The 26,700-nt window shown below is 74.7% G+C and carries 23 protein-coding genes; 15 read left to right on the plus strand and 8 right to left on the minus strand.

Annotated elements, in window-relative coordinates:
- Positions 1-98 precede the first annotated feature (98 nt).
- The 3 genes from ACQUFX_RS29600 (at position 99) to ACQUFX_RS29610 (ending at position 4,596) form a co-directional block, all read left to right on the plus strand.
- A complete protein-coding gene (locus tag ACQUFX_RS29600; protein WP_428967124.1) occupies positions 99-1,106 on the plus strand; it encodes a coiled-coil domain-containing protein in 1,008 nt (335 codons plus the stop codon).
- Between the two features lie 36 nt (positions 1,107-1,142).
- Complete coding sequence (locus ACQUFX_RS29605; RefSeq protein ID WP_428963465.1) at positions 1,143-2,699, plus strand: fused MFS/spermidine synthase; 1,557 nt, start codon at positions 1,143-1,145, stop codon at positions 2,697-2,699.
- Between the two features lie 70 nt (positions 2,700-2,769).
- On the plus strand, positions 2,770-4,596 hold the full coding sequence (locus tag ACQUFX_RS29610) for a serine/threonine-protein kinase (protein WP_428963466.1): 1,827 nt from the start codon (positions 2,770-2,772) through the stop codon (positions 4,594-4,596).
- Between the two features lie 12 nt (positions 4,597-4,608).
- On the opposite strand, the gene ACQUFX_RS29615 is transcribed toward ACQUFX_RS29610, so the two are convergent.
- From ACQUFX_RS29615 to ACQUFX_RS29625, 3 genes are all read right to left on the minus strand, one after another.
- Positions 4,609-5,277, minus strand: a complete 669-nt coding sequence (locus ACQUFX_RS29615; RefSeq protein ID WP_428963467.1) for a potassium channel family protein — start codon at positions 5,275-5,277, stop codon at positions 4,609-4,611.
- Complete coding sequence (locus tag ACQUFX_RS29620; protein ID WP_428963468.1) at positions 5,267-6,601, minus strand: TrkH family potassium uptake protein; 1,335 nt, start codon at positions 6,599-6,601, stop codon at positions 5,267-5,269. Before ACQUFX_RS29620 ends, ACQUFX_RS29615 begins: the two co-directional genes overlap by 11 nt.
- A gap of 789 nt (positions 6,602-7,390) precedes the next feature.
- A complete protein-coding gene (locus ACQUFX_RS29625) occupies positions 7,391-7,600 on the minus strand; it encodes a winged helix-turn-helix domain-containing protein (protein WP_428963469.1) in 210 nt (69 codons plus the stop codon).
- Positions 7,601-7,929: 329 nt separating this feature from the next.
- On the opposite strand from ACQUFX_RS29625, the gene ACQUFX_RS29630 reads away from it, so the two are divergent.
- The 5 genes from ACQUFX_RS29630 to ACQUFX_RS29650 all read left to right on the plus strand — a co-directional run bounded on the left by ACQUFX_RS29630 (position 7,930) and on the right by ACQUFX_RS29650 (position 12,082).
- The gene (locus ACQUFX_RS29630) at positions 7,930-8,325 is read left to right on the plus strand and encodes a DivIVA domain-containing protein (RefSeq protein ID WP_428963470.1); all 396 of its coding nucleotides are present in this window, start codon (positions 7,930-7,932) and stop codon (positions 8,323-8,325) included.
- A complete protein-coding gene (locus tag ACQUFX_RS29635) occupies positions 8,322-8,576 on the plus strand; it encodes a hypothetical protein (protein ID WP_428963471.1) in 255 nt (84 codons plus the stop codon). The genes ACQUFX_RS29630 and ACQUFX_RS29635 overlap by 4 nt, the downstream gene beginning before the upstream one ends.
- A 42-nt stretch (positions 8,577-8,618) precedes the next feature.
- Positions 8,619-10,778, plus strand: coding sequence for a RecQ family ATP-dependent DNA helicase (locus tag ACQUFX_RS29640; RefSeq protein WP_428963472.1), 2,160 nt, complete (start codon positions 8,619-8,621; stop codon positions 10,776-10,778).
- Positions 10,779-10,881: 103 nt separating this feature from the next.
- The gene (locus tag ACQUFX_RS29645) at positions 10,882-11,112 is read left to right on the plus strand and encodes a heavy-metal-associated domain-containing protein (RefSeq protein WP_428963473.1); all 231 of its coding nucleotides are present in this window, start codon (positions 10,882-10,884) and stop codon (positions 11,110-11,112) included.
- Positions 11,105-12,082 (plus strand): hypothetical protein, encoded by a 978-nt coding sequence (locus ACQUFX_RS29650; RefSeq protein WP_428963474.1) that lies wholly within the window; start codon positions 11,105-11,107, stop codon positions 12,080-12,082. Before ACQUFX_RS29645 ends, ACQUFX_RS29650 begins: the two co-directional genes overlap by 8 nt.
- Here ACQUFX_RS29650 and ACQUFX_RS29655 read toward each other — a convergent pair.
- Positions 12,063-12,515, minus strand: a complete 453-nt coding sequence (locus ACQUFX_RS29655) for a helix-turn-helix domain-containing protein (RefSeq protein WP_067363892.1) — start codon at positions 12,513-12,515, stop codon at positions 12,063-12,065. The two genes, ACQUFX_RS29650 and ACQUFX_RS29655, sit on opposite strands and share 20 nt — an antisense overlap.
- 242 nt (positions 12,516-12,757) lie before the next feature.
- Between ACQUFX_RS29655 and ACQUFX_RS29660 the strand changes: the two genes are divergently transcribed.
- Positions 12,758-13,183, plus strand: coding sequence for a hypothetical protein (locus ACQUFX_RS29660; RefSeq protein WP_428963475.1), 426 nt, complete (start codon positions 12,758-12,760; stop codon positions 13,181-13,183).
- Here the strand turns inward: ACQUFX_RS29660 and ACQUFX_RS29665 are convergent.
- The 4 genes from ACQUFX_RS29665 to ACQUFX_RS29680 form a co-directional block, all read right to left on the minus strand.
- The gene (locus ACQUFX_RS29665; RefSeq protein WP_428963476.1) at positions 13,180-14,340 is read right to left on the minus strand and encodes a class I SAM-dependent methyltransferase; all 1,161 of its coding nucleotides are present in this window, start codon (positions 14,338-14,340) and stop codon (positions 13,180-13,182) included. The genes ACQUFX_RS29660 and ACQUFX_RS29665 overlap by 4 nt on opposite strands.
- Positions 14,341-14,465: 125 nt before the next feature.
- Complete coding sequence (locus ACQUFX_RS29670) at positions 14,466-16,133, minus strand: DEAD/DEAH box helicase (protein WP_428963477.1); 1,668 nt, start codon at positions 16,131-16,133, stop codon at positions 14,466-14,468.
- Between the two features lie 780 nt (positions 16,134-16,913).
- Positions 16,914-17,138, minus strand: a complete 225-nt coding sequence (locus ACQUFX_RS29675) for a DUF3107 domain-containing protein (protein WP_067363904.1) — start codon at positions 17,136-17,138, stop codon at positions 16,914-16,916.
- 65 nt (positions 17,139-17,203) lie between these two features.
- Entirely contained in the window at positions 17,204-17,863 is a 660-nt protein-coding gene (locus ACQUFX_RS29680) for a TetR/AcrR family transcriptional regulator (protein WP_067363907.1), read from the minus strand.
- Between the two features lie 147 nt (positions 17,864-18,010).
- Between ACQUFX_RS29680 and ACQUFX_RS29685 the strand changes: the two genes are divergently transcribed.
- From ACQUFX_RS29685 to ACQUFX_RS29710, 6 genes are all read left to right on the plus strand, one after another.
- Positions 18,011-21,412, plus strand: coding sequence for a hypothetical protein (locus ACQUFX_RS29685; RefSeq protein WP_428963478.1), 3,402 nt, complete (start codon positions 18,011-18,013; stop codon positions 21,410-21,412).
- Between the two features lie 25 nt (positions 21,413-21,437).
- Complete coding sequence (locus ACQUFX_RS29690; RefSeq protein ID WP_428963479.1) at positions 21,438-22,412, plus strand: alpha/beta fold hydrolase; 975 nt, start codon at positions 21,438-21,440, stop codon at positions 22,410-22,412.
- A 70-nt stretch (positions 22,413-22,482) separates the two neighbouring features.
- A complete protein-coding gene (locus ACQUFX_RS29695; protein ID WP_428963480.1) occupies positions 22,483-23,457 on the plus strand; it encodes a DUF3152 domain-containing protein in 975 nt (324 codons plus the stop codon).
- A 97-nt stretch (positions 23,458-23,554) separates the two neighbouring features.
- The gene (locus ACQUFX_RS29700; RefSeq protein WP_428963481.1) at positions 23,555-24,415 is read left to right on the plus strand and encodes a DUF3152 domain-containing protein; all 861 of its coding nucleotides are present in this window, start codon (positions 23,555-23,557) and stop codon (positions 24,413-24,415) included.
- 91 nt (positions 24,416-24,506) lie between these two features.
- Entirely contained in the window at positions 24,507-25,727 is a 1,221-nt protein-coding gene (moeZ, locus tag ACQUFX_RS29705; protein ID WP_428963482.1) for an adenylyltransferase/sulfurtransferase MoeZ, read from the plus strand.
- 106 nt (positions 25,728-25,833) lie between these two features.
- Positions 25,834-26,655 carry a prenyltransferase/squalene oxidase repeat-containing protein gene (locus ACQUFX_RS29710; RefSeq protein WP_428963483.1) on the plus strand — a complete coding sequence of 274 codons (822 nt, stop codon included), beginning with the start codon at positions 25,834-25,836 and terminating at the stop codon, positions 26,653-26,655.
- Positions 26,656-26,700: the final 45 nt, after the last annotated feature.

Genomic DNA, 26,700 nt, shown 5'->3' on the forward strand with positions numbered 1-26,700 from the left:
GGCGGTCTTCGCCAGCAGGCCGCCGACCGGCGCCGCTGGAGGCCGCCGCCGGCCGGGTCCCCGGCGGCTGACGGAGGGACACTTTCGTGCCGAGGACGATGTTCATCCGGCGTCGTGGCCGCCGCCCGCTGGTCGCCCTGCTCGTCGCCGTGGCCGTGCTGCTCGGGGTCGGTGCGGTGCCGGCCCACGCCGAGCCGAACGAGGGCGGGACGAAGAAGCTGCGCGACGCCCTGGAGACGACCGCGAAGGGGCACATCGAGGCCAAGAACAAGCTGGACGCCTCCAAGAAGCGGCAGAAGGCGCTCGCCAGCGAGCTGAAGACCATGGAGGAGCGCCTGGTCGGCCTCACCGAGCTGGTCGGCGAGGTGGCCGCGCAGTCGTACCGGCTGGGCCGGCTCACCGCGCCGGCGGTGCTGCTGAACGCCGACACCCCGGACGCCTTCCTGGACCGGGTCGCCGCGCTGGACGTGATGGCCCAGCGCGACGGCAAGCGGGTGCGCGACATGATCCAGGCCCGCGACGAGGCGAACCAGGCCAAGCAGGCGATCGACGCCGAGATCCGGGAGCAGCAGAAGCAGGTCGCCACGATGGCGAAGAAGAAGAAGGAGGCCGAGCGGGCGCTCGCCGCGGTCAGCAACGGCAGCAGCGGCGGCTTCAGCGGCGGCAACTCCTCCTCGGCGCGCTCCGCGCCGCGCAACTCGGACGGCTCCTGGCCGTCGGAGTCCTGCTCGGTCAACGACCCGACTCCGGCGAACGGCTGCATCACGCCCCGGACGCTGAACATGCTCCAGCAGACCCAGGCGGCCGGGTACAAGCGGTACGCGTCGTGCTTCCGCAGCGGCGGGTCGGGCGAGCACCCGAAGGGTCGGGCCTGTGACTTCTCCGCCGCCACCGGCGGCTTCCAGGACCGTACGGCGACCGGCGGCGACAAGGCGTACGGCGACAGCCTGGCCGCCTGGCAGGTGCGCAACGCGAGCCGCCTCGGCATCCTCTACGTCATCTGGTACCGGCAGATCTGGCACCCCGGCACCGGCTGGCGGGCGTACGGCGGCAGCGGCAGTCCGGCCGCCGACCACACGAACCACGTTCACACCTCGATGTATTGACCCGGCCGGTCAGGAACGGGCCGTACCATCGCTGCGATGAGCAGCTCGACTCCTGATGTCACGGCCTCACCCGACGAGGTGGGGCCACCGCCGGTCCGCGCCCTGCCGCCCGGTCTCGCCGCGTTCCTGGTCTTCTTCTCCAGCGGCGCGGTCCTGGTGCTGGAGACCGTGGCCCTGCGCCTGGTCGGCCCCTACGTCGGGGTGACCCTCCAGGTCACCAGCGCGGTGATCGGGGTGGCCCTGGCCGCGATCGCGTACGGCACGTGGGCCGGCGGCTGGCTGGCCGACCGGCGGGACCCCCGTCCGCTGCTCGCCCCCGCGCTGTTGATCTCCGCCATCGCCACCGCGGTCACCCTGCCGATCGTCCGGTACGCCGGTGAGGTGCTGCGCGGTGGCGCGGTGAGCGCCGTCATGCTGCTCACCGTGCTGGCCGTGTTCGTGCCGGCGATGCTGCTCTCGGCGGTCACCCCGCTGGTGGTCAAGCTCCAGCTCGCCGACCTGCGGCAGACCGGCCAGGTGGTCGGCAAGCTCTCCGGGATCGGCACGCTGGGCGGCATCACCGCCACCTTCGCCACCGGCTTCGTGCTGGTGGCCGCGCTCACCAGCACCACCATCGTGCTCGCCACGGCGGTCGCCCTCGCCGTGGCCGGGGTCGGCCTCTGGGTGTACCTGCGCCGGCAGGACGGGGTGGGCCGGCTGCCCGGCCCGGCCCGGACCCGGGCCACCCTGGCCGTGCTGGGGCTGGTCGGGGCGGGGCTGACCACGGTCGCCCCGAACCCGTGCGACATCGAGACCGCGTACCACTGCGCGAGCGTGGAGACCGACCCCGACCGGGCGAGCGGGCGGACCCTGCTGCTCAACTCCGCCCAGCACTCGTACGTCGACCTGGCCGACCCGACCCACCTGGAGTACGCGTACACCCAGTGGTTCGGCGCGGTGGCCGACGTGTCCGCCCCGACCGGTGCGCGGCTGGACGCCCTGCACCTCGGCGGTGGCGGGTTCACCGTCCCCCGGTACCTGACCGCCACCCGGCCGGGCACCGACAACCTGGTCTTCGAGATCGACGGCGGCCTGGTCGACCTGAGCCGCGAGCAGCTCGGCCTGCGGACCGGGCCGCAGCTACGGGCGGAGGTCGGGGACGCCCGGATCCTGCTCGGCGAGGAGCCGTCGGCCAGCCGGGACCTGGTGGTCGGCGACGCCTTCGGACACCTGGTGGTGCCCTGGCACCTGGCCACCCGGGAGATGGCCGCCGAGATCCGGCGGGTGCTGCGCCCCGGCGGCATCTACGTGCAGAACGTCATCGACTACGCGCCGCTGCGCTTCGTCCGCAGTGAGCTGGCCACCGTCCACGCCGAGTTCCCGCACGTGGCGCTGGTCGCCCCGCCGGCCGCGCTCGCGGGGGAGTGGGGCAGCAACTTCGTCATCGTCGCCTCGGTCGAGCCGCTGCCGCTGGCGGCCCTGCGGGCCCGGCTGGACCAGCTTCCCGAGCGGGTGAGCCTGCTGGCCGGCGCGGAGCTGGCCGAGTTCGTCGACGACGCGCTGGTGCTGACCGACGACTACGCCCCGGTGGACCAGCTCCTCGGCGCCGCCTGATCGGGTGAATCCGAGTCCGATTCCGATCGACCAGGTGTAGCCCGGTACCTCCCGGGCAACACCTCCGACCATGGGTGGAAGGGTCCGTGGCGACGCCGCACCGCTCGGTGGGCGGTACCGGCTGATCGAACAACTCGGCGCGGGCGGCATGTCCGTGGTGTGGCGGGGCTACGACGAGGTGCTCGGCCGGCAGGTGGCGGTGAAGGTGCTCGCCTCCCGGCTCGCTGCCGACCGGGCGTTCCGGCACCGGATCCGGATCGAGGCGCAGGCCGCCGCCCGGCTCTGCCACCCCAACATCACCAACGTGTACGACTACGGCGAGTCCGAGCGGGGCGGGCTCACCGTGCCGTACGTGGTGATGGAGCTGGTCGACGGCGGCCCGCTGCACGCCCGGCTCGGCCGGGACGAGCGGCTGCCCTGGCGTCAGGCGGTGACCATCGCCGCCGAGACCGCCTCGGCGCTGGCCACCGCGCACGCCCGGGGGGTGGTGCACCGGGACGTCACCCCGGGGAACGTGATGCTGACCGCCACCGGGGTGAAGGTGGTGGACTTCGGCATCTCCGCGCTGGTCGGCGCGAGCGAGCAGGGGACGGACGGCCCGCTGCTCGGCACCCCGGCGTACCTGGCGCCGGAGCGGCTCGACGGCGGCCAGGTCTCCCCGGCCACCGACGTGTACGCGGTGGGCCTGCTGCTGTACCGGATGCTCACCGGCCGGCTGCCCTGGGACGCCAGCAGCACCACCCAACTGCTGCGGGCCCACATGTACCAGGACCCGGAACCCCTGCCGCCGGTGCCCGACCTGCCCGACGGGGTCCGGGAGCTGGTGCAGCGCTGCCTGGCCAAGCGCCCCGAGGAGCGGCCGGGCAGTGCCGAACTGGCCCGTACCCTCGCCAAGGCGGCCGGCGTGCCGGTGCCGGCGGCCCCGGTTGCCGCATCCGGTGGGGCGGCGGCCGGGTCCGACGCGGGTACCACGATCCTGCCCTGGTCGGCCGAGACCGGGGCGCTGCCGCTGCATCGGGTGGGTCGTCGACGGGGCAGCGCCCGGCGACGCCAGGTCGAGGTGGGGGCCGCCGCCCTCGGGGTGATGGCGCTCACCGCCGCGCTGTGGGGCGTCACCGGACGCAACCCGGCCGTCGGCGGCGCCGAGCGGCCGACCGAGGCCCGGATGGTGCTGGACCGGCAGGTGAGCTGCGCGGTGACGTACACATTGCGGTCGGACACCGGGCGGGACTTCGCCGCCGACCTGACGCTGACCAACACCGGCGGGCGGGAGCTGCGGGACTGGTCGGTGAGCTTCGCCTTCCCCGCCGAGCAGACCCTGACCAAGCCGGCCGCGACGGTACGCCAGCAGGGGCGGACGGTGGTGGTCCGGCCGGCCGCCGCAGGCGCCCAGGTGGCGCCCGGCGACTCGGCGAAGGTCGCGCTGACCGGCCGGTACACCGGGGCGAACCCGCTGCCGGTGGAGTTCCGGGTGGGCGAGACGGCGTGCGGGGTCCAGGTCGCCGGGGTGGCCGGGACGGCGTCGCCGGTCGCGAAGCCGAGCACACCGAAGGCGAGCACGCCGAAGCCGGGCGGGTCGAAGGCGGGCGGGGCGGCGGCGAGCAGGGCCCCGTCGAAGCCGACCACGTCGGCGGCGAAGAAGGGTTCGGGGTCGGGTGCGGGCCAGCAGGCCAAGCCGACCAAGCCCGGGAAGGCGGCGAAGCCGGAGAAGAAGGGCAAGGCTGGTAACTCGGCCAAGCCCAACAAGTCGGCGCAGCCCGAGAAGAAGCCCAAGCCGGACACGAAGGCGAAGCCGAGCCCGACCGAGGACGCCGGGCCGAAGCAGCCCAAGGCGGATCGCGGAAACGGGTCGAACGGCGGGAACGGGTCGGAGGGCGGCCAGCAGGGCGAGGCGTGATCTCGGGGCGCGTCAGTCGAGGCCGGCGAAGCGCTGCACCTGGTCGATGCTGCCCTCCACGATCAGGATGCTGCCCGGCGCGATGACCATCTCGGGCGTGGCGTACCGGAACGGCTGCCCCGGCAGCTTCGCGCCGACCACCATAACCCCGTACCGGTCCATCGGCCCCAGGTCCCGCAGGGAGCGACCGACCAGGGTCTGCGGCGCGCGCACCTTCGCGATGGCGAAGGCGTCGCCGAAGTCGATGTAGTCCAGCATCCGGCTGACGATCAGGTGCGCCACCCGTTCGCCGGTCTCCCCCTCGGGGAAGACCACGTGCCGGGCACCCACCGACTCCAGGATCCGGGCGTGCTGCTCCGAGGTGGCCCGCGCCCAGATCTCCGGGCCACCCAGCCCGGCCAGGGCCAGCACGGTGAGCACACTGGCCTCCAGCGAGGCGCCGATGGCGACGACCACCCGCTCGAAGTCGGCCAGGCCGAGCTGACGGAGGGTGCCCTCCTCGGTCGAGTCCGCCTGGACCACCCGGTCCAGGTACGGCGACCACTTCTGCACCCGGTCCGCGTTCCGGTCGATGGCCAGCACCTCGTGACCGAGCTGGGTCAACGAGGCGGCGAGGTGGCAGCCGAACCGGCCCAGCCCGATCACCACCACCCCACCGCCGCGACGCCGTCTAGCTGACAATGGGTTGCTCCTCCGGGTAGCGGTACAGCCGGCGTCGGGTGTTCAGGGCGATCGCCGACCCGAGGGTGAGCGGTCCGACCCGACCGACGTACATCAGGGCGATGAGGACGAACTGGCCGGCGTCGTCGAGGTGCGCGGCGAGCCCGGCGGTGACGCCGGTGGTGCTGAACGCGCTGACCACCTCGAACAGCACCCGGTAGTCGCGGACGTCCTCGGCCAGCCCGATCAGCACGGTCGTGCCGGCGACGACGAGCGCGACGCTGAGCAGCGCCACGGTCAGCGCCTGCCGCTGGCTGGTGCCGGCGATGCGGCGGCTGCCGACCGTGACGTCGGGTTCCCCGCGTACCTGCGCCCAGATGACGGAGGCGAGCAGGAAGAAGGTGCCGACCTTGATCCCACCGGCGGTGCTGGCGCTGCCGCCCCCGATGAACATCAGCGCGATGAGCAGGGGATAGCTCTCCTCGTCGAGTTCGGCCATGTCGATGAACTGAAAACCACCGGTACGCAGCGACGCGCTCTGGGTGGCGACGGCGAGCACCTTGCCCGACCAGCCGTACGAGCCGACGGTCCGGAGGTTGGCCCACTCGGCGGCGAGCAGGCCGGCGAAGCCGACGACCAGCAGCGCCAGGCTGCCCCAGACGGTCAGTTTGGTGGCCACCCCCCACCGGCTCGGCCGCCGCCAGGTGCGGGCGGCGTCGAAGATGGCCGGGAAACCGAGCCCGCCGATGATCGTGCCCGCCGCCACCGGCAGACAGATCCAGGCGTCCCGGGCGAAGCGGAGCAGACTGTCCGGGTAGAGCGAGAAGCCGCCGTTGTTGAACGCCTGCACCGCGTGGAACAGCCCGTACCAGAGCGCCCGGCCGGGCGGGTAGTCGTAGCCGAGCCAGAGCCGACCGGCGAAGACCAGGGTGATCGCGGCCTCGCAGACCAGGGCGATGACGGCGATGCGCAGCAGCAGGCCGCGGACGTTGCCGATGCCGTACTCGGTGGTCTCGGCCTGCACCAGCAGGCGGTTGCGCAGGCCGAGCTGTCGGGCCACCAAGAGGATGACCAGCGCCGCCCCGGTCAGGATGCCCAGGCCGCCGACCTGGGTGAGCACGGTGATCAGCACCAACCCGAAGGTGTTCCAGTAGGTGTGCGTGTCGACCACGCTCATGCCGGTCACCGAGACGGCCGAGGTCGCGGTGAACAGGGCGGTGGTGAACGGCGTGTACTCGTACTCCACGGATGCCTGGGGCAGCATCAGCAGGCCGGTGCCGAGCAGGATCGCCACCAGGAACCCGAACGGCACCAGGCGTACCGGGTAACGGAAAAACCGGCGCACCAGACAATCTTCCGATGTCGGGCGGGGCGCGGCGGGCAAACGTCACATCTGCGAGAGTCACCCGTCGGCCGTCAGCGGGTTCGTCGCCGCCGCCTCGTCGCCGTCCACCGCAGGCCATCCTTTTGGCGCCTGTCGAGCTGATGTCGCAGACGATTCATGCTCCGCCGGCCGTCAGGCGGGGATGGTTCACGATCAGGAGGCGGCGTCGTCGGCCGGTGAACCTCCGGTGGCGGCGACAACGGCAGGGCCGGACGCGGTAGGGTAGGTGTTCGCGAGCCCTGTCGAACTGCCCCACCTGCCAATCACCCTGCCCTGTCGAACGCCCCGAGGGTGCGAAAGGGTCATACCTGAACAATGCGCCCCCGCCCCGCGGCTAAATTCCCCGAAGCGGTGGACCTTGGAAGATTTCGGCCCCTCTGGGGGCCACTCAGCTCCAAGATCTCCTGGGGTCAGCCTCGCGAGGTGCGATCGCCGCTGGAGCGAGTGCGCTTTGCAGATCTTGGACAGCTACCGTTCGCTGGCAACGGTAGCTGTCCAAGATCTCTCTGCTGCGGAGTGACCGTCTCCGACCATGACCGGACTCGACACCGGGCATGGGGAACCACGTAGGTGTGGTGGATGGCGCTGGCATCTGCTCCGCCCGCCGGGGTGGGATGGATGGTGACCGCCCCGGTCAGGTCATGCCCCTCGTCGCCGCTGCCACGGCACGAGGTCTCCGGAAACCCGGCAGCAGACCTTGGAAGATTTCGGCCCCCATGGGGGCCACTCGGCTCCAAGGTCACTCGGGGCTCATCCAGAGGGGTGGGTGGGGTCGGCGACGTAGGTGCCCCGTCCAGGTTGGCCGGTGATGAGATCCCGGTCGTGCAGGAGGGACATCGCACGGTAGGCGGTGTTCATGCTGACGTTGTACTGGTCGGCAATCTGCCTGGTCGAAGGTAGCTTGTCGCCGGGCTTCAACTCGCCGCTCTTGATCTTTGCGGTGAAGTCGTTGGCGATCACCTTGTAGGGCGCTGGTGCTGTGGGCATGGTGAGGACTCCGGTTGGTTCGGCGTCTCTGATCCTGCCCCAATTACTCAAGCAACTGCAACGGGCTGCGACACGAGAGCTACTCGTGGTCGCGCTTCTCCAGATACTGGTGTAGGTTGCGAGATGTCCGGCTCCGGTTGGTTCGGCAAGCCTGAGGGGCTGGGCGCGAGGTTGGTCGCGGGGCCGTACCGCCGGTGAGGGCTGCGGTCGCGGGGCCGGCGGCCCGGTCCACTTCCCCCTCGTGGACCGGGCCGCCATCCGGTGTCTCTCACAGCGGGCGTGCGCCCGGGGAAGGTGCTTTCATGTTCGACCTGCTCTCCCGGTTCCGCCGGGCCACCCGACGTCCGGAGCCGGCCCCGCGTCCGGTGCCGGTGCGCCGGCCGAACGCCGGGTGGTACCGGGCCGCGTCCTGTCGGCCGTTGAGCGTCGGGCAGATCCGGCAGCGGCGGTTCGGCGTCGTCCGGCGCGGGCTGGACCCGGCCGAGGTGTACGCGTACCTGCACCGGGTCGCGGGCGAGCTGGCGGTGACCCGGCGCGACCTGGCGACCCTCACCGAGGAGCACACCCGGATCAAGGCTGCCCTGCACGGCTGGCCGGCCCGCTTCGCACCCGGAGACGGCGTGACGCCCAGGAACCGCATGACGCCGGGGGACCGCTTCGCATCCGGGGACCGCTTGACGCCGGGGGATCAGCGGTGAGCGGGGAGCGGTTCGTGGTGCATCTGCCGGTGGCCGCCGAGGATCTTGACGTGGCGAAACGGTACGCCCGGGTGATCAGTCGGGCGGTCGGGTTCCTCGGGAACGTGGACCGCGCCGAGAGCACGGTGTCGTCCGAGGACGCGCAGGGCGTACACCATCGGGTTTTCTGCGACCGGCTGCTCGCTGCCGGCCGGCGCTGCCCCCGGGCGGCCGACCACGGCGGCGACTGCGCACCGGCGGCCCGTCGGTGAGCCCCTGCGCCCCCGGTCACACGCGGCTGGTAGGAATGCCGGATGGGTGGTCAGGACCGGGCGGCGGTACGGGAGCGGGCCGAGGCGGTGCTGCGCCGGCTGGCCGGCGAGCACGCGCGGCTGCGCGAGGACCAGTGGCGGGCGATCGAGGCGCTGGTGGTCGACCGGCGGCGGGTGCTCTGCGTGCAACGGACCGGGTGGGGCAAGTCGGCGGTGTACTTCGTCGCCACCGCGCTGCTGCGGGAGGCGGGGGAGCACGGGCCGACGGTGATCGTGTCGCCGCTGCTGGCGCTGATGCGCAACCAGGTCGAGGCCGCCGCGCGGGCCGGTATCCGGGCCCGGACCATCAACTCGGCGAACCTCGACGAGTGGGACGAGATCACCGCCGAGATCCACGCCGGCTCCGTGGACGTGCTGCTGATCAGCCCGGAACGCCTCAACAACCCCGACTTCCGGGACGCCGTCCTGCCGAAGCTCGCCGCCACCACCGGGCTGCTCGTGGTGGACGAGGCGCACTGCGTCTCCGACTGGGGGCACGACTTCCGGCCGGACTACCGCCGGCTGCGGACCTTCCTCGGGCGGCTGCCCGAGCAGACCCCGGTGCTCGCCACCACCGCCACCGCCAACGCCCGGGTCACCGCCGACGTCGCCGAGCAGCTCGGCACCGAACTGGCCGACCCGGCGGCGCAGCGCCCCGACGTGCTGGTCCTGCGTGGTTCGCTGGACCGGGAGTCGTTGCGGCTGGGCGTGGTCGACCTGCCGACCCCGGCCCACCGGCTGGCCTGGCTCGCCGACCACCTGGACCGGCTCCCCGGCTCCGGGATCGTCTACACGCTGACCGTCGCGGCGGCGGGGGAGACGGCGGAGTTCCTCCGCTCACGCGGCTGGTCGGTGGCCTCGTACACCGGGCAGGCCGACGACGCCGACCGGCGCGCCGCCGAACAGGACCTGCTCGACAACAAGATCAAGGCGCTGGTCGCCACCAGCGCGCTGGGCATGGGCTTCGACAAACCGGACCTCGGGTTCGTCGTGCACCTCGGCGCGCCGCCCTCGCCGATCGCGTACTACCAGCAGGTCGGCCGGGCCGGCCGGGCCGTCGAGCACGCCGAGGTGCTGCTGCTGCCCGGGGCCGAGGACGCCGCCATCTGGCGGTACTTCGCCTCGCTCGCCTTCCCGCCGGAGGCGCAGGTCCGCACGGTGCTGGCCGCGCTGCACACCGACCGGCCGCTCTCCACCCAGGCCCTGGAACCCATCGTCGACCTGCGCCGGACCCGGCTGGAGCTGATGCTCAAGGTGCTCGACGTGGACGGCGCGGTCCGCCGGGTACGCGGCGGCTGGCTCGCCACCGGCGAACCCTGGGTCTACGACGAGGCCCGGTTGCGCCGCGTCGCCGAGGCCCGCACCGCCGAGCAGCAGGCCATGCGCGAGTACGCCAGCACCGGCGGCTGCCGCCTGCGCTACCTGCGCGAATGCCTCGACGACAGCGGGGCGGCCGACTGCGGGCGGTGTGACCGGTGCGCCGGCCCGCTGTTCACCCCGCAGGTCTCCGACGCGGCGCTGACCGCCGCGCAGACCTTCCTCGGTCGCCCCGGCGTCGAGGTGCCGCCGAAGAAGCTCTGGCCGACCGGGCTGGACGCGGTCGGCGTACCCCTCAAGGGCCGGATCGCCCCCGGCGAGCAGGCGCTGCCCGGCCGGGCCGTGGGACGCCTCTCCGACCTCGGCTGGGGTGGGCGGCTGCGCGGCCTGCTCGGGCCGGAGGCCGCCGACGGCCCGGTCCCCGACGACGTGACCGCCGCCGTGGTCGAGGTGCTCAAGGCGTGGGCGCACGGCGACCACCCGTGGCCGGCCCGGCCGGTCGCCGTGGTCGCGGTCGGCTCGCGGCGGCGGCCCCGGCTGGTCGGCTCGCTCGCCGAGCGGATCGCCGCCGTCGGCCGGCTACCGCTGCTCGGCGAGGTCGTCCCCACCGGGCCGGAGAGCGCCGGGGCCGGTCCGCGCGGCAACAGCGCCCAGCGGGTACGCGCGCTGCACGACGCCTTCGCCGTCCCCGACGCACTGGCCGCCACCCTCGGCGGGCTGGCCGGGCCGGTGCTGCTCGTCGACGACCTGGTCGACTCCGGCTGGACGATGACGATCGTGGCGCGGCTGCTGCGGCGGGCCGGCGCACCGGACGTGCTGCCGCTCGCCCTCGCCGTCGCCGGCTGACCCGGACCGGGGCCGGGAAGTTCCCGGAGCGCCCGCACTGGGATCATCGACACACGGCTGCACGCCCGATGGTGTCCTGCCGACCTGGGAGTACCGTGTCGGCATGGCTGACCAGGGATCCGTCACGCAGACGTACGAGGTGCGCGGCATGACCTGCGGGCACTGCGTACGCGCCGTCACCGACGAGCTGTCCACGCTGCCCGGCGTCGACGAGGTGCGGATCGACCTGACCGCCGGCACGGCGACCGTGACCAGTCAGGATCCCCTGCCGATCGAGTCCGTCCGGGCGGCCGTCGACGAGGCGGGCTACGAACTGGTGAACGACCTTGCCTGAGCAGCGCACCCCTGATCAGACCACCACGGACCAGCGCCTCCCCGATCAGCCCACCGCCGTGGACGCCGGCACCGTCCGGCTGGCGTTGGTGGTCGGCGGGCTGGTGCTCGCCGTCCTGCTCGGCTTCGGGCTCGGCCGGCTCAACCCGCGCGAGACCGTCCCCGGCGCGGGGCCGGCCGGCGTGCCCGCCGGCGCGATGCCGGCCGGAGCGCACAGCCACGCCCCCGGCACCGGGGCGCACCAGCACGACGGCGGCGGGGACGACGTCGCCAGCGGGTTCTCGGTCACCTCGGCCGGCTACACCCTCGCCCCGCTGACCGGGGAGTTCCCGGTCGGCCGGCAGGGCGACCTGCGGTTCCAGATCCACGACGGGCAGCGCCGCCCGGTGACCCGGTTCGCGGTCGTGCACGAGAAGCCGCTGCACCTGATCGTGGTGCGCCGGGACCTCACCGGGTTCCAGCACCTGCACCCGACGATGGCCCCGGACGGCACCTGGTCCATCCCGCTGACCCTGCCCGAGCCGGGTGTCTGGCGGGCGTACGCGGACTTCACCGCCCTGGCCGACGACGGCTCGCAGACGGCGGTGACCCTCGGGGTGGACCTGGTCGCGCCCGGCGACTACACGCCCCGCCCCCTGCCCGAGGCGGCCCGGCAGGCCACCGTCGACGGGTTCACCGTCGGGTACGAGGGCGAGCCGACCCCGGGTACGTCCGTGCCGCTGCTGTTCCGGATCCGGGGCGCGGACGGCGGGGCGCCGACGGTGGAGCGCTACCTCGGCGCGTACGGGCACCTGGTGGCGCTGCGCGAGGGGGACCTCGGGTACCTGCACGTGCACCCCGAGCCCCAGCTCGACGGGGACGCGGTGAAGTTCTGGCTGACCGTGCCCGCCCCCGGCCGGTACCGGCTCTACCTGGACTTCCAGGTCGCCGGTGAGGTGCGGACCGCCGAGTTCACGCTGACCGTGGGGTGAGGCCCTCGTCCCGCCCGACGCCGGCCCGCCGGACCGGGCGGTGCGCGAGGTAGCGCAGCAGGTCCCGGATGTGGTGCTTCTCCTCGGCCGGGATGCCGGGGTCGGCCAGCCGCTCCAGGATCACCCGGACGTCCGCCTCCACCGGCGTGTCCTCGCCGCGCCGCCGCCCCACCGGGCCGGCGTCGGGCAGCCCGAGCGCCCGGAACGCCGCGGTGACCGGGAGGTCCAGCGCGGCGCAGAAGCCCCGCACCTTGGCCAGTTCGGGATAGTCCTGCCAGTCGCCGGCCAGCCAGCGGAACACCGTGGACCGGCCTACGCCGGTGTGGTGCGCCAGGTCGGTGACGGTCCAGCCGCGTGTCTCGCGAGCGTCGTCGATGGCACGACGGACGAACCGCGCGAACGCGCTCTGCGGCGAAACCTGTACGGAACCCATCCCTGCGGCGTCTTCCTTCCGGCCGGAGCACCGGACGGTGCGTCTTTCGAGCGTAGTACGGGCCGAAGCCGGGACAACTGACCGATCGAACCTATTGCTCGGGGCGCAGGACACGCTCCTGGTTGCCCGTGGGGGCAGCGGTGGGTAGTTGTGTCGAACCGCCGGGTGACCGCAGGATGGCACCCGACAGGACGCCGGGGCCACCACCAGGCCGGGCGGCGCACACCTGGAAAAGGAGCGAGATGCCCGAGCAGGACCGTTCGCCGCACCGTCCCGGTGCGGTCAGCCTCTTCTTCGTCGCCAAGGCCGGGGTCTTCGCCGCCGGCTTCTGGATCTGGTTGCTGGTGCTGGTGTTGACCCAGGACGGGGCCACCGGCGCGCAGGTGCTCGCCGCCGCCGGGGCGACCACCACCACCCTGGTCGGGGTCGTCCTCGGCGCCCGGCTCGCCCTGCAACGCAACGCCGCGCTCCGACACGCCGACCTCAAGCGGCTGCTGGTCGACATCTCCTGGAACGCCTTCGCGGCGGCCGGGAACGCCGAGACGACCGGGCCGGGGACCGTGGTGCCCTTCCCGACCAGGCCCGGGGAGCACGAGCGGGGGACGGGCCGTGGCCCCGGCGACCGGGTGCCGGTGCGGGACCGCCGCGACGACGATCGCCGCTCCTAGACGCCGCCCCCGTCGGCGGCGGCCAGGAGCGTCGCCAGCCGGGGCGTGAGCTGCCACTGGGCCACCAGGTCGCGGTACTCAGCCCGCTGGGCGGGGGTCGGCCCGGCCCCGGTCCGGCGGGCCCGGATCAGCAGGTTGCGGGGGGTGTGCTGGGAGTCCACGAACTCCACCACCTCGGCCCGGTAGCCGTACTCCCGCAGCAGGCCGGCCCGCAGGGCGTCGGTGAGCACGTCGGCGAAGCGTTCCCGCAGGATGCCCTGCCGGGTCAGCAGGTCGTACGGGTGGGGGGCGGGCCGGGCCCGCAACTGGGCGGCCACGTCGTGGTGGCAGCACGGGGCGGCGAGCACCCAGCGGGCATCCCACCGGACCGCCCGCGCCAGCGCCTCGTCGGTGGCGGTGTCGCAGGCGTGCAGGGCGAGCACCAGGTCGGGAGCGGGTTCCACGACGGCGTCGGCGATCGTACCGGCGACGAAGCTGACCCGGTCGGCCCAGCCGAGGCGCTCGGCCAGGTCGGTGTTGCGGCGGCGCTGGTCCTCCCGGACGTCCACCCCGACCAGCGCCACGTCGAGGCCCCGCCCGGTCAGGTACCGGTACGCGGCGAAGGTCAGGTACGCGTTGCCGCAGCCAAGGTCGACCACGCGCAGCGGACCGGTCAGGTCGTCGGGGAGGGTGGCGGCGAGCGCCCGCAGGAAGGCGTCCACCTGCCGGCGCTTCGCCGCCGAGCCACCGATCTCGGCGAAGATCGGGTCACCGGGGTCGAGCAGGTACTCCTTGACCCGGTCGTGCCCGGCCGGCGCGGTCGCCGTCCGGGTCGCCCCCGCCCGGTGCACCTGCGCCTCGCCGGACTTGGTCACCCGGAGCTGGAGCGTGGCGTCGGTGGTCTCCACGTGCCAGTTGCCGAACGGCTCGGCCAGCAGTGCGTCCACCGCCGCGTCCGCCTCCGGGCCGGGCGCGACGTTGCGGGTGTGCGGCCGGTCCCCGTCGGAGGTGGCGATCTGCAACCGGGGCCCCGCCTTGAGGGTGACCGGTCGCAGCTCGGCGCGGACCACGGCGGGGCGGTGGCCCCGGCGACGGCCGGCGGCGACCGCCCGGGTCAACGCGGGGTCCAACAACAGCGCCCGGACCTCGGTCAGGGCGGCGTCCAACGGTTCCGGCATGGCTCCATCATCCTCGTCCGCCGGTCGGCGTCCGCCGGCCGGGGCTGCGGCGTGTACCCGGTGTCGGGGCACAACGGCGACGTCCCCGTGCCGGGCGGCACGGGGACGTCGGGGTACGGGTGCGGTCAGTCGGCGGTCGCCTCGGCCGGCGTACCGCCGGTGGCGGCGCCACTGCGGCGGCGGCGACGCCGGCGGGGCTTCACCGCGCCCTCGGCGGGCGGCTGGCCGGCGCCGTCGGCGGTGACCACCGGGGCCGACGTACCGCTGTCACCGGTCGCCGCTTCGCCGGCGACCAGCTCACCGGCGCGGCGACGCCGCCGCCGGCGCGGGGTCCGGGTGCCCTCCTCGGCTGAGGAGGTGTCGTCGGTGGCGGTGGTCTCCGGCGCGGTGGACGCGTCGGCGCCACCGCGCCGCCGCCGGCCGCGACCCTCGGCGGGCCGCCGGGACCGACCCCCGTCGCCGCTGCGTCGCCGCCCGCCGCCGAGGTCCTCCTCGACCTCGGCGGAGAGCCCGGCCCGGGTCCGCTCGGCGGTCGGCAGCGTGCCGCTGACCTCGCGGGAGATGTCCAGGTCGGTGTAGAGGTGCGGGGAGGTGTGGTACGTCTCCGGCGGCTCGGGCATGTCCAGCCCGAGGGTCTTGTCGATGATCCGCCAGCGGGGCATGTCGTCCCAGTCGACGAAGGTCACCGCCACCCCGGTCGCGCCGGCCCGGCCGGTCCGCCCGATCCGGTGCGTGTAGGTGTCCTGGTCCTCGGGGCAGTCGTAGTTGACGACGTGGGTGACCCCGCTGACGTCGATGCCCCGCGCCGCCACGTCGGTGGCGACCAGCGTGTCGATCTTGCCGGCGCGGAACGCGCGCAGCGCCCGCTCCCGGGCGCCCTGGCCGAGGTCGCCGTGGACGGCGGCGACGGCGAAGCCCCGGAAGTCGAGGTCCTCGGCGACCCGGTCGGCGGCCCGCTTGGTCCGGGTGAAGATCATGGTCAGCCCGCGTCCCTCCGCCTGGAGGATGCGCGCCACGATCTCGATCTTGTTCATCGAGTGGGTGCGGTAGGCCAGCTGCTTGGTCTGCGGGTTCGGGCCGGTCTCGGCGGTGTGCCCGGCGTGGATGGTCACCGGGTGGCGCAGGAAGCGCCGGGACAGGGCGACGATCGGGTCCGGCATGGTCGCCGAGAAGAGCATCGTCTGCCGGTCCTCCGGCAGCATCGCCAGGATCTTCTCGACGTCGTCGAGGAAGCCCAGGTCGAGCATCCGGTCGGCCTCGTCCAGCACCAGCGCGTGCACCCGGTCCAGCCGGAGGTGCTTCTGCTTGGCGAGGTCGAGCAGCCGGCCCGGGGTGCCGACGAGGATCTCGACGCCCTTGCGCAGCGCCTCGATCTGCGGCTCGTACGCGACGCCGCCGTAGATCGGCAGCACCCGCACGCCCCGGGTCCGCCCGGCGGTGTCGAGGTCCTTGGCGACCTGGAGGCCCAGCTCACGGGTGGGTACGACGACCAGCGCCTGGGGCACGCCGTCGCCCCCCTCGTCGGGGGCGAAGACCCGCTCCAGCAGCGGTACGCCGAAGCCGAGGGTCTTGCCGGTGCCGGTCGGCGCCTGCCCGATCAGGTCGGTGCCGCGCATCGCGATCGGCAGCGCGTACTCCTGGATGGCGAAGGCGCGGGTGATGCCGGCGGCGGCCAGTGCCTCGACCGTCTCCTGGCGGGCGCCGAGCGCCGCGAAGGTCGGCGCCTCGGGGCGCACGGGTACGACGGGAGACAGGTCCTGCCCGTCTGTGTGATCTTGGTTCTGTTCGTTCATGTGGATGTCGGGGTGCCCTCTCGTGGTGCGCCCCGTTCTGTCCTCAGGGCGCTTCGGTGTGGCGCGGGCCACACGGTCGGGGGCCAGAAGTGCCGAACCGGACCGGGCCGCACGCGCGCCGTAGGCAGGACTTCGATCGCATCGGCGCCCACGGCAACTCCTCCATACTACCTGAGCCGCCCGGATCTGGCCTTATCCATGCTGACAAGTCCTTGCGCGCCAAATGAATGTGATACAGCTCACATCAACAGCGCCCGATCCCTCTCCCCATGCCCGCGTACCAGCCCTCCCCTCCATCCCCCGGGGCGCTCCTGCCCCCGCAGCAACCCTGCTCTCACGCGATCTTGCACTTGCGGCCCCTACATGTGCCGCATAAGCCCCCTCTCGGGGGCCGAAAGTGCAAGATCGTCGGGGCGGGGCGGGGCGGGGCGGGGCGGGGCGGGGCGGGGCTCGGTGAGGGGTGGTCGGGGCGCGTGGGTCGGGTGGGCCGCTGCGAGGCGGGGCGGACCTGCGGCACGGCGGGCCGTGGCGGGACTGAACCGGGGGCCGGGTGGGCGGTGGTGGGACGTCGCCCGGGGCCGGGTGGGCCGTGACCCGGCCGGGTCGCGGGGGACTGGGCGCGGCGGGCCGGGGAACGGCAGTCCTGGGCATGGCGGGCCGGGCGGGGCGGGCCGGGCCGGGCGGGGCCCGGAGCGCGGCGGGCGTGTGGGGTGCCGGCGGTTCCGGGTTTTGTTGCGGGTGGGGCGTCGGGGATCGGGGCCCTTGCCGGGCCCCGATCGGTCAACGGACGGTGAACCCCACGGCGCGGGGGGCCGCCTCGGCGATCTCGACGTAGGCGACCTTGCTGACCGGAACGATGATCCGCCGGCCCTTCTCGTCGGTCAGGGACAGCGTTCCGTCGCTCGCGATGGCGTCGGTGACGATCCGCTCGATCTCGGCCGGAGACTGCGCGCTCTCCAGCACCAACTCGCGCGGTGCGTACTGCACGCCGATCTTGACCTCCACTGTGCCTCCTCAACTGGGGCGAAAGAGCCGCCGGAGGAAGGCTATCCGATCCGCGCAGCCGATGTTCAGGCTGACTCACCCTGGGGTCCGGCCGACTCCCCCTGCAAGGGGAAGCTCGCGATCCCCCGCCAGGAGAGCGCGGCGACCAGCGCCTCGGCTTCCGCCTTGGGCAGTTGCCGGCCACGGGCCAGCCAGAACTGGGCGGCGGTCTCGGCCGCGCCGACCAGGCCGGAGGCGAGCAGCTCGGCGTGGGCCCGGCTGACCCCGGTGTCGGAGATGATGGTGTCGGTGATCGCGGCGATGCAGCCCTGCTCGACCCGTTCCACCCGCTGGCGTACGGCCGGGTCGTTGCGCAGGTCCGACTCGAAGACCAGACGGAACGCCTCGCTCTCGTGGTCCACGAAGTCGAAGTACGCCCGGACCGACGCGGAGACCCGCTCCTTGTTGTCGTTCGTCCCCGTCATCGCGTCCTGCACCTTCGCCACGATCGCGTCGCAGTGCGTGTCCAGCAGCGCCAGGTACAGCTCCATCTTGCCGGGGAAGTGCTGGTAGAGCACGGGCTTGGAGACCCCGGCCCGCTCGGCGATGTCGTCCATCGCCGCGGCGTGGTACCCCTGCGCGACGAACACCTCCTGCGCCGCCGCGAGCAGTTGCTTGCGGCGCGCCGAGCGTGGCAGACGCGTGGGTCGGCCGGCCGTCTGGGCACCGTTCCCCAACGCGGTCATGGGAACCTCCGTGTTTCTTCGTACGAGCCGGCATCAATCACCCGAACCGGGCGGGGGTCTGACCCGTCCCGGAATTGGCCCGCCGCTGTAACTTATCGCCACTGTCACCACACGGTAGCCTCAGCGAGGGCGACCAAGGAGCGCGCGGTGAGTGAAACAGGTCAACCCGGTGCCGCCACCCCGGGAGAGCACGGTGACGGGACGGGTCAGCACGACGACCTGGCCCGTTCCGGCGGTGGCTGGGCATCTCCCGCCGCCGCCTGGTCCTCCGGTGGGGGTGCGTCGGGGGTCCGGGAGCCCGCGCCCCGGTGGCAGTCCGAGCCGCCGTCGGGCTGGGCCGCGTCCTCGCCCCGGCACGGTGACCTGCCCGCCCCGCTCTCCGGCCACCCCGACGACGAGCCTCCGGTCGCCCGGGTCAACGGGCACCGGGTGAACGGCCACGACCCGGCCGGACCGGCCGGCCGGCAGGCGCCGGTCAGCGCGCCGCCCGGCACCCGGCAGATGCCGGTGAGCGCCCCGCCGGCCGGTCGGCAGGTGCCGGTGAGCGCCCCGCCCGGACTCCGTGCCGAGCCGCGCCGGGACACCGACGGTGACCGACTGCTCGTGCCGCTCCAGCGGCCCGCGCCGCGGACGGAGCAGCCCGCCACGCCCCCGACCACCCCCGACGAGGAGGACCCCGCGAACGCCCGCCACTCCTCGGACGACGACCTGCCCACCTCCCGGTCGAGCCGCTGGGCGGAGGGCGGACGACCTGCCTCGGCGCCCCCGGTGCCGGGTACGCCGCCCGCCGGGACCGGCCCCGACGATCCGCCTCCGGGCTACGACGGCGCGCCGCACGGTTACGAGGCTGCGGCCCCCGGCTACGACGGGCGGTCCACCGGCTACGACGCACCAGCCGGCGGTTACGGCGCACCGAACGCCGGCTACGACGCACCGGCCCCCGGCTACGAGCCGTCAGGGACCGGTTACGACGCGCCGAACGCCGGCCCCGGCCACGACGGGGCTGGTCCGGGCTACGACGGGCCGGGCGCCGGCCGTGTCGAGTCGGCCGGCGGGGAGGCCGGGTCGCCGGCCAGGTCGGAGCCGCCCCGCTGGGGCGACCCGGGTGCCGACTTCCCGCCCGACCTGCCCGCCGACCGGCGGTCCGGGCAGCCGGGCCGGGGTGGCTCCCCGGAGCGTGACGAGAGTCCCCGGCCGGGGGTCCGGCGGGCCGGACCGGCAGCCGGCGGCCAGCACCCCGAGGCGACGGAACCGTCGACCGAGCCGACGCCGGTCCGCCGGTCCGCCGGTCCGTTGGCAGAGGGCCGGCCGGCCGGGTCGTCCCCGGCCGACGGGAGCGCCGGTCGCGCCGAGGACGACGAACCGAACTGGCCCGGTCCCAACTGGAACCGGCCGAGCTGGAGCGAGGGTTGGGCCCCGCCGTGGGCGCGGGAGGCCGAGGAGCCGGTCAGCCGGCGGGCGCGGGACGCCCGGACCCGGTCGGACCGGCCCGACTGGGCCCCGGACCCGGACCGGTCGCATCCGGCGGGGCCGGAGGCAGAGCGGGCGTACCCGGCGGGGCCGGAGGCAGAGCGGGCGTACCCGGCCGCTGACGGGGACCGCCCCGGTGCCGACGGCCGGCCGGGCCGGGCGTACGAGCACCCGGGCGCGGGACCCTACGAGCCGGCGGCCACCGAGGCGCACCGCCCGTACGAGCAGCCGGCGGAGCCGCCCCGGGCGTACGAGCCGGCGGCGACCGAGACGCACCGTCCCTACGAGCCGGTGCCGGCCGAGGCGCCCCGCCCGTACCAGCCGGCGCGCTCCGAGCCGCCCCGCCCGTACGACCCGCCCAGGTCGGAGTCGGAGCCCTGGTCCGGGTACCCGTCCCTGGCCTCGCGGCTGCGTTCGGTGGAGACCCCGCCGGAGCGGCCGTCCTGGGCGGCCGGTGGGTCGCCGGAGGCCCCGGCCGGGTCGCCGCCCACCGCCGCCACCGACCGGGGGCCGGCCGTCGACCGGCCGGTCCGGCCGTTCCGGCTCCGCCCGGTACCCGACGATCCGGAACCCCTGCCCAGCCGGGACGAGGACCACGCCCCGCGCGGCGAGGACCGCCGTCTGCGCGACGAGCCCGCCCGGCGGCCCGCCGGTGCCGGGCCGGACCTGCGCCCGGTGGGCGCGGAGCCGGGACCGGTCCCCGGCGAGTCCCGGCCACCCGCCGGGGACGCGGCGGGACCGTCCACGACCGAGACGCCGGAGCGCGCGCCGAATTCGGCCGGCCCGGTGGCCGCCCCCGCCACGAGCGGGATCGGGCGCCTCGACCGCACCCTGTCCGCGCCCGCCCCGGCGAGCGCACCCCCCTACGCGGCCCGTCGATCCGCCCCCGAACCGGCACCCGCGGCCCCCCCGGCCGCCGAGGACCGTACGACGGCGATCCTGCCGCAGCGCGTCCCCGCCGAACCGGACGTGCCCGTCGTGCCGGAGCCGCCTGTCGTGGAGCCCACCGAATCCCCCGAACTCGCCCGGATCGCCACCCACCTGCGGCGCGACGACGAGCCCGCCCCGCCCCGGGACCGGCCGGAGGGGTTCGACGTCAACGCGATCCTCGACGCGGTACGCGGCGTCGCCGGGGTCCGTGACGCGTCGCTGCGCCGTACCCCGGCGGGAGCGCACAGCCTGCGTCTCGACCTCTCCGACGGGGCGGACGCGGCCGAGGTGAGCCGGCACGTGGCCCGCCTGCTCCAGGAACGGATGGGGCTGGCCGCCGCCCCGCAGAACGTCCCGGGAATGCCGGGAACGCCGACCGGTCCGCCGCCCCCGGCGGTCCGGCGGCGCACCGCCGAGCCCCGGTCGCCCGAGGGGCGGGCCACCGCCCGTACCCCGGACGCCCGCCGCCCGGTCGGACGCGCCGAGGCCGGCGTGGCACAGGGCGGCGTGGCACAGGGCGGCGTGGCACAGGGCGGCGAGCCGGTCGGCCTCGACCAGCCGCGCCGCCGCCGGCAGACCACCGCCCGCGGCCGGGCCGGGGTGGAGGAGTCCGCCTCGGTCTCCCCGGCGCTCGGCGGCCCGGCCACCGGGAGCCCGGCCACGGTGGGCGCGTCGTACTCCGGTGGGCAGATGACCACGACGGAGACCGCGCCGTCACGGCCCCTGGACACCGGTGGGGTGCCGGGGCCCCGGGTGGTCATCGACCACGTCCAGGTGAGCACCTTCGGCCTCGACGCCACCGTGGAGGTACGCCTGCTCGCGGCCGGCGCGAGCGCGGCCGGCCACGCCACCGGCCCGGCGGTGGACGGGTACGTGCTGCGGTTGTGCGCGGTGGCCGCCGCCGCCGCGGTGGACGAGTTGCTGCGCGGCGACGACCGGACCGCCGACCGGGGCCGGTGCTTCGTCGAGCACGCGGCGGTGGTGCCGTTCGGCAACTGCGAGGTCGCCACCGTGGTCGTGCTGCTGGTCTGCGACGGCTGGGTCGAGCAGCTCGCCGGCTCGGCGCTGGTCTCCGGTGACCCCCGGCAGGCGGTGGTGCGGGCCACCCTCGCCGCCGTCAACCGTCGGCTGGAGGCCCTGCTGGCCTGACCGGTCGCGGGGCAGACTGGATGGCATGAAGCGTGCCACCCTCTGGCCTGACGACCGGCTGCCCGCACACCGGCCCCCGCCGCCGTGGCCCGGCCGCCCGGTACGCCTCGACGGCACGGTGACGTACGTCCGGGAGACCCCGGCCACCGGGCCCGACGCCGAACCGGCGCTGTACCTGCACGGGCTCGGCGGGTCCTCGCAGAACTGGACGGACCTGGCCGGGCTGCTGGCGGACCGGCTCGACGGGCAGGCCATCGACCTGCCCGGGTTCGGGCGCAGCGAGCCGGGGCGGCGGTACACCGTCGCGTCCTTCGCCGACCTGACGGTGCGCTGGATCGAGCACACCGACCGGGGGCCGGTGCACCTGTTCGGCAACTCGCTGGGCGGTGCGGTCGCGGTGCGGGTGGCGGCGCTGCGGCCGGACCTGGTACGCACCCTGACGTTGATCTCCCCGGCGCTGCCCTTCCTCGACTTCCGCCGCTCGTTGCAGGGGCGGATGCTGCCGGTGCTGGCCATCCCGCGCGGGGAGCGGCTGGTCGCCTGGCGGCTGGCCCAACTCGCCCCCGAGGTGATGGCGGAGCAGGTGATGGCGGCGTGCGTGGCCGACCTGAGCCGGATCAGCGAGCAGCGGCGGGCGGAGGCGCTGGAGGAGATCCGGGTCCGGTACGAGGCGGACCACTACGCCGCCGCGTACGTCCGGACGTTCCGGGGCCTGGTCTCCAGTTTCCTGCGGTCGTACCTGCCCGGCCCGGACTCGCTGTGGCGGTTGGCCGGCGCGGTGACCGCGCCGACGCTGGTGGTCGGCGGCCGGCAGGACCGGCTGGTCGATGTCCGGGTGGCCCCGCAGGCGGCCCGGGCCATCCCGGACAGTCGGCTGTTGATGCTCGACGGCGTCGGTCACGTGGCGCAGTTGGAGGTGCCGCGTACGGTCGCCCGCGCGGTCCTGGGGCTGCTCGGCGAGTCGCAGCGGACGAACGGCCGGTCCGACGTGGCACCCTGACCGGGTGCTCTCCGTCACCCGACGTTCCCCCGCTGAACCCGCTCCGACCAGCGGTTCCGGCGCTGGACCGGTGCCGACCGGCGGTTCCGTCCCGGCCCGGCGGAACCGCCGGGCGTTCGCGCCCGTGCGGCTGGTCGGCCTGGCCCTGGCGCTCGGGGCGGCGGTCCTGGTGGTCGTGGACCGGCCCGTGCCGGGTGCCGGGTCGGCGGCGCCCCGCACCGCGACGCCGGACACCGCTGTCGGGTCACCCACGGCGGCGCTGCCCCGCCTGCTCTCGGCACCGCTGCCGCCGCCCGCCGCCCCCGGTCCGTCGGGCGGCGATCTCTCCGGCCCGGCCAGCGGGCGTCCCGCCGGCCCGTCGGAGGGCGGGGTCACCCCGGGCGGGCCGGGCGCGGGGGCGGCACCGGGGTTCGTCGCCGCCCAGGACGCCGGGCCCGTGCTGCGGCTGCCCGGCGCGGCGCCCTCGGCCGGGCGGGGCACCTTCGGGTACGACGGGCGGACCGGGCCGGTGCTCGGCCGCGCCGGTGACCTGCGGCGGTACCGGGTGGCGGTGGAGCGCGGGTCCGGCGAGGAGGTGACCGCCTTCGCCGACGCCGTGCACGCGGCGCTGGCCGGGCCGGGTAGCTGGGTGGACGGTGGCCGGCTGCGGCTGCGGCAGGTCCCCGGCTCCGGCCCGTACGACTTCACGGTGTACCTGGCCACCGCGCGGACCGCCGGCCGGATGTGCGCGGCGGGAGGGGTGGACATCCGGGTGGGTGGCCGCCCGTACACGTCCTGCCGGGCGGTCGGCAGGGTGATCATCAACCTGGACCGGTGGCGGACGTCGGTGCCGCACTACGTCCGGGCCGAGGTGCCGCTCGCGGTGTACCGGACGTACGTGGTCAACCACGAGGTGGGGCACGAGCTGGGGTACCGGCACGAACGCTGCCCCGGTGCCGGCCGTCCGGCCCCGGTGATGATGCAGCAGACGCTCTTCCTGCGGGGCTGTGTCGCCAACCCCTGGCCGTACCGGGACGGGCGACGGTACGCCGGCCCCCGGCTCTGAGGCCGGAACCGGGACGCCGTCCCGGGATAGCCGAACCTTTTTCACGCTTTCGAGGAGATGGAGGCTCGGCGTCCGAAAGGCGTGTGATGCTGGCGTTGTGGATGACACGTCCCCTTCTGTTGGTCCGGCCGGCCGGCGTCGCCGGTGGCGGTTCGCGATCCTGTCCGGGGCGGTGCTGCTCGCGGCGGTGGTGCTCACCGGCCCGTTCGGTGGCCCCGACCACCTCGGGTCGGCCGACCCGACGCCGGAGCACCGCACGGGGCGTGGCCACGGGGGCGGTGCCCGGGACAGCCAGGGTGAGCAGGGCGGCCAGGGGGAACGGGACGGCCGGGGGGAACGGGACGGCCGGGGCGACCAGGGGGAGCGGAGCCCACCGCCGGTGACGCCGACCGCCGGGGCCGGCGGCTTCGTCACCGCCGGGGGCGAGTCGCCGGTGCGGGGTGGCGACGGCCCGGTCCACCGGTACCGGGTGGCCGTCGAGCAGGGCACGGGCCAGGACGTCGCGGCCTTCGCCGCCACGGTCGACGCGGTGCTGGGTGACCCACGGAGCTGGATCGCCTCGGGCACCCTGCGGGTGCAGCGGGTCGCCGACGCGGCCGAGGCGGACTTCACCGTCTACCTGGCCACCCCGGTCACCTCGGAACGGATGTGCGCGCTCGGCGGGCTGAGCACCGAGCGGTACACCTCCTGCCGGCTCCCCGGGCAGGTGATCGTCAACCTGGCCCGCTGGCAGGAGGCGGTACCGGACTACGGTGCCCCGCTGGCGGCCTACCGGGCGTACGTGGTCAACCACGAGGTGGGGCACGAGTTCGGGCTCGGGCACGAGACCTGCCCGGGGCCGGGCCGCCCGGCGCCGGTGATGCAGCAGCAGACGTACGGGCTGGACGGGTGCGTCGCGAACGCCTGGCCGTACCTCGACGGGGCGCGGTACGCCGGTGCCCCGGTACCCGGTATCTGAGCCGGCCGGACGGGCCCGGCGGTTATTCCCGCTCCCGCATGTCGGGCGACGTGTCCCTGCTCATGGCCGAGCCCCGCCCCGGCGAGCAACAATGGCGCGGCACACCCACGCCGATCCCGGGGAGTCCACCGTGTCGTTGCCCCCGCTCGTCGAGCCCGCCGCCGAGCTGACCGTTGACGAGATCCAGCGCTACTCGCGCCACCTGATCATCCCGGATGTCGGGGTGGTGGGGCAGAAGCGGCTGAAGAACGCCCGGGTGCTCTGTGTGGGCGCGGGCGGTCTCGGCTCGCCGGCGCTGCTGTACCTGGCCGCCGCCGGGGTCGGGACGCTCGGCATCATCGACTTCGACACCGTCGACGAGTCCAACCTCCAGCGGCAGATCATCCACGGCGTCTCCGACGTCGGCCGGTCCAAGGCCGAGTCGGCCGCCGCGTCGATCCGCGAGATCAACCCGCTGGTCACCGTCGAGATCCACAACACCGCGCTGGACCGGGAGAACGTCCGGGAGATCTTCTCCCGGTACGACCTGATCGTGGACGGCACCGACAACTTCGCCACCCGGTACATGGTCAACGACGCGGCGGTGCTGCTCGGCAAGCCGTACGTCTGGGGGTCGATCTACCGGTTCGACGGCCAGGCGTCGGTGTTCTGGGCCGAGCACGGCCCCTGCTACCGCTGCCTGTACCCGGAGCCCCCGCCGCCCGGCATGGTCCCCTCCTGCGCCGAGGGCGGCGTGCTCGGCGTGCTCTGCGCCTCCATCGGCTCGATCCAGGTCAACGAGGCGATCAAGCTGCTGGCCGGCATCGGTGAGCCGCTGGTCGGCCGGCTGATGGTCTACGACGCCCTGGAGATGAGCTACCGCAAGATCAAGGTTCGGAAGGACCCGAACTGCGTGCTCTGCGGGGAGAACGCCACCCTGACCGACCTGCTGGAGGACTACGAGGACTTCTGCGGCGCGGTCTCGGTGGAGGCCCAGGAGGCGACGGTCGACTCGACCATCACCGTGGCGGAGCTGAAGGAGTGGCAGGACGCCGGGAAGGACGTCTTCCTGGTCGACGTCCGGGAGCCGAACGAGTACGAGATCGTCTCGATCCCCGGCGCCACGCTGATCCCCAAGGGCGAGATCCTCTCCGGCGAGGCGCTGGCCCGGATCCCGCAGGACAAGCAGGTCGTCCTGCACTGCAAGTCCGGCATCCGGTCCGCCGAGGCGCTCGCCGCGCTGAAGGCCGCCGGGTTCCGGGACGCGGTGCACGTCCAGGGCGGCATCCTGTCCTGGATCAAGCAGGTCGATCCGTCCCTGCCCACGTACTGAGACCGGTAGCGGGGCCCGTTCACCGTCGTCGATCCGGTGAACGGGCCTTTGCCGTTCCCACGAGCTACCGAGGCGTGATCACGTTTGCGCCGGTAGCGTGGCCGGCGTGGTCGACTTGAACGCCGCAGTGGGGTTCGTCGTGGCGCACGGGGACGTGGTGGACCGTGCCCGGCTCTCCTGGCTGCGCACCGGCACCGCCCCGCCACCGGACCTGCTCGACAGCGCGGAGACCGGCCAGCTCCCCGAGGGAGGCTGGCCGGCGGTACGCGACGGGGCCACCGCCTCGGTGGAGGCGACCTGCTTCCGGCTGACCGAACTGGACGACCTCGGCGCGCTCGGCCGTCCGGCCGCCCGCCGGGCACTGGACTGGCTGGTCGCCCGGCAACTGCCCGACGGCTGCTGGGAGGAGGATCCGGCGCTGGCCGACGCCGCCCCCGAGTGGGCCCGGCCGGGCGATCCCGAGGCCCGGCTCTACCTCACCGCCGACGCCGCCTTCTGGCTGACCGTGGCCGGGCTGGACGCGCGGGCCGCCGGGCCGCTCGACGACCGGGTCGGCGGCGCGTACGCCGGGGTGGTGCAGGCCGCCGCCCAGGCCCTCGCCGGCCGGCTCGCGCCCGACGGAAGCTGGCCGTCCTACCTGGCCGCCGGCTGGCTCAGCGCGGCCGTGCTGCACCGCCAACGGATGGTCGACGAGGCGGCCCGGATCCGGGCGGCGCTCGCGGAACGGCTGCCGGAGATGTCCCCGGCCGACGTCGCCTGGATGGCCGCCACCCTGCGCCGGGTCGGCCTGGACGACCTGGACTGGCTGCTGGTCGCGGCCCGCCGCCGGCTCGGCGAGACCCAGCGCGCCGACGGTGGCTGGGAGAGCGACGACGGCCACCACTTCGACGTGCACACCACCCTGGCCGTCCTCCGCGCCTGCCGCTGACCGGGCCGGGGGCGTGCCGGTGCGGGCCGTCCGGGGCCCGGTGAG

Origin of the sequence: Micromonospora fluostatini (assembly GCF_050410825.1) — a bacterium.
Classification (GTDB): domain Bacteria; phylum Actinomycetota; class Actinomycetes; order Mycobacteriales; family Micromonosporaceae; genus Micromonospora; species Micromonospora rosaria.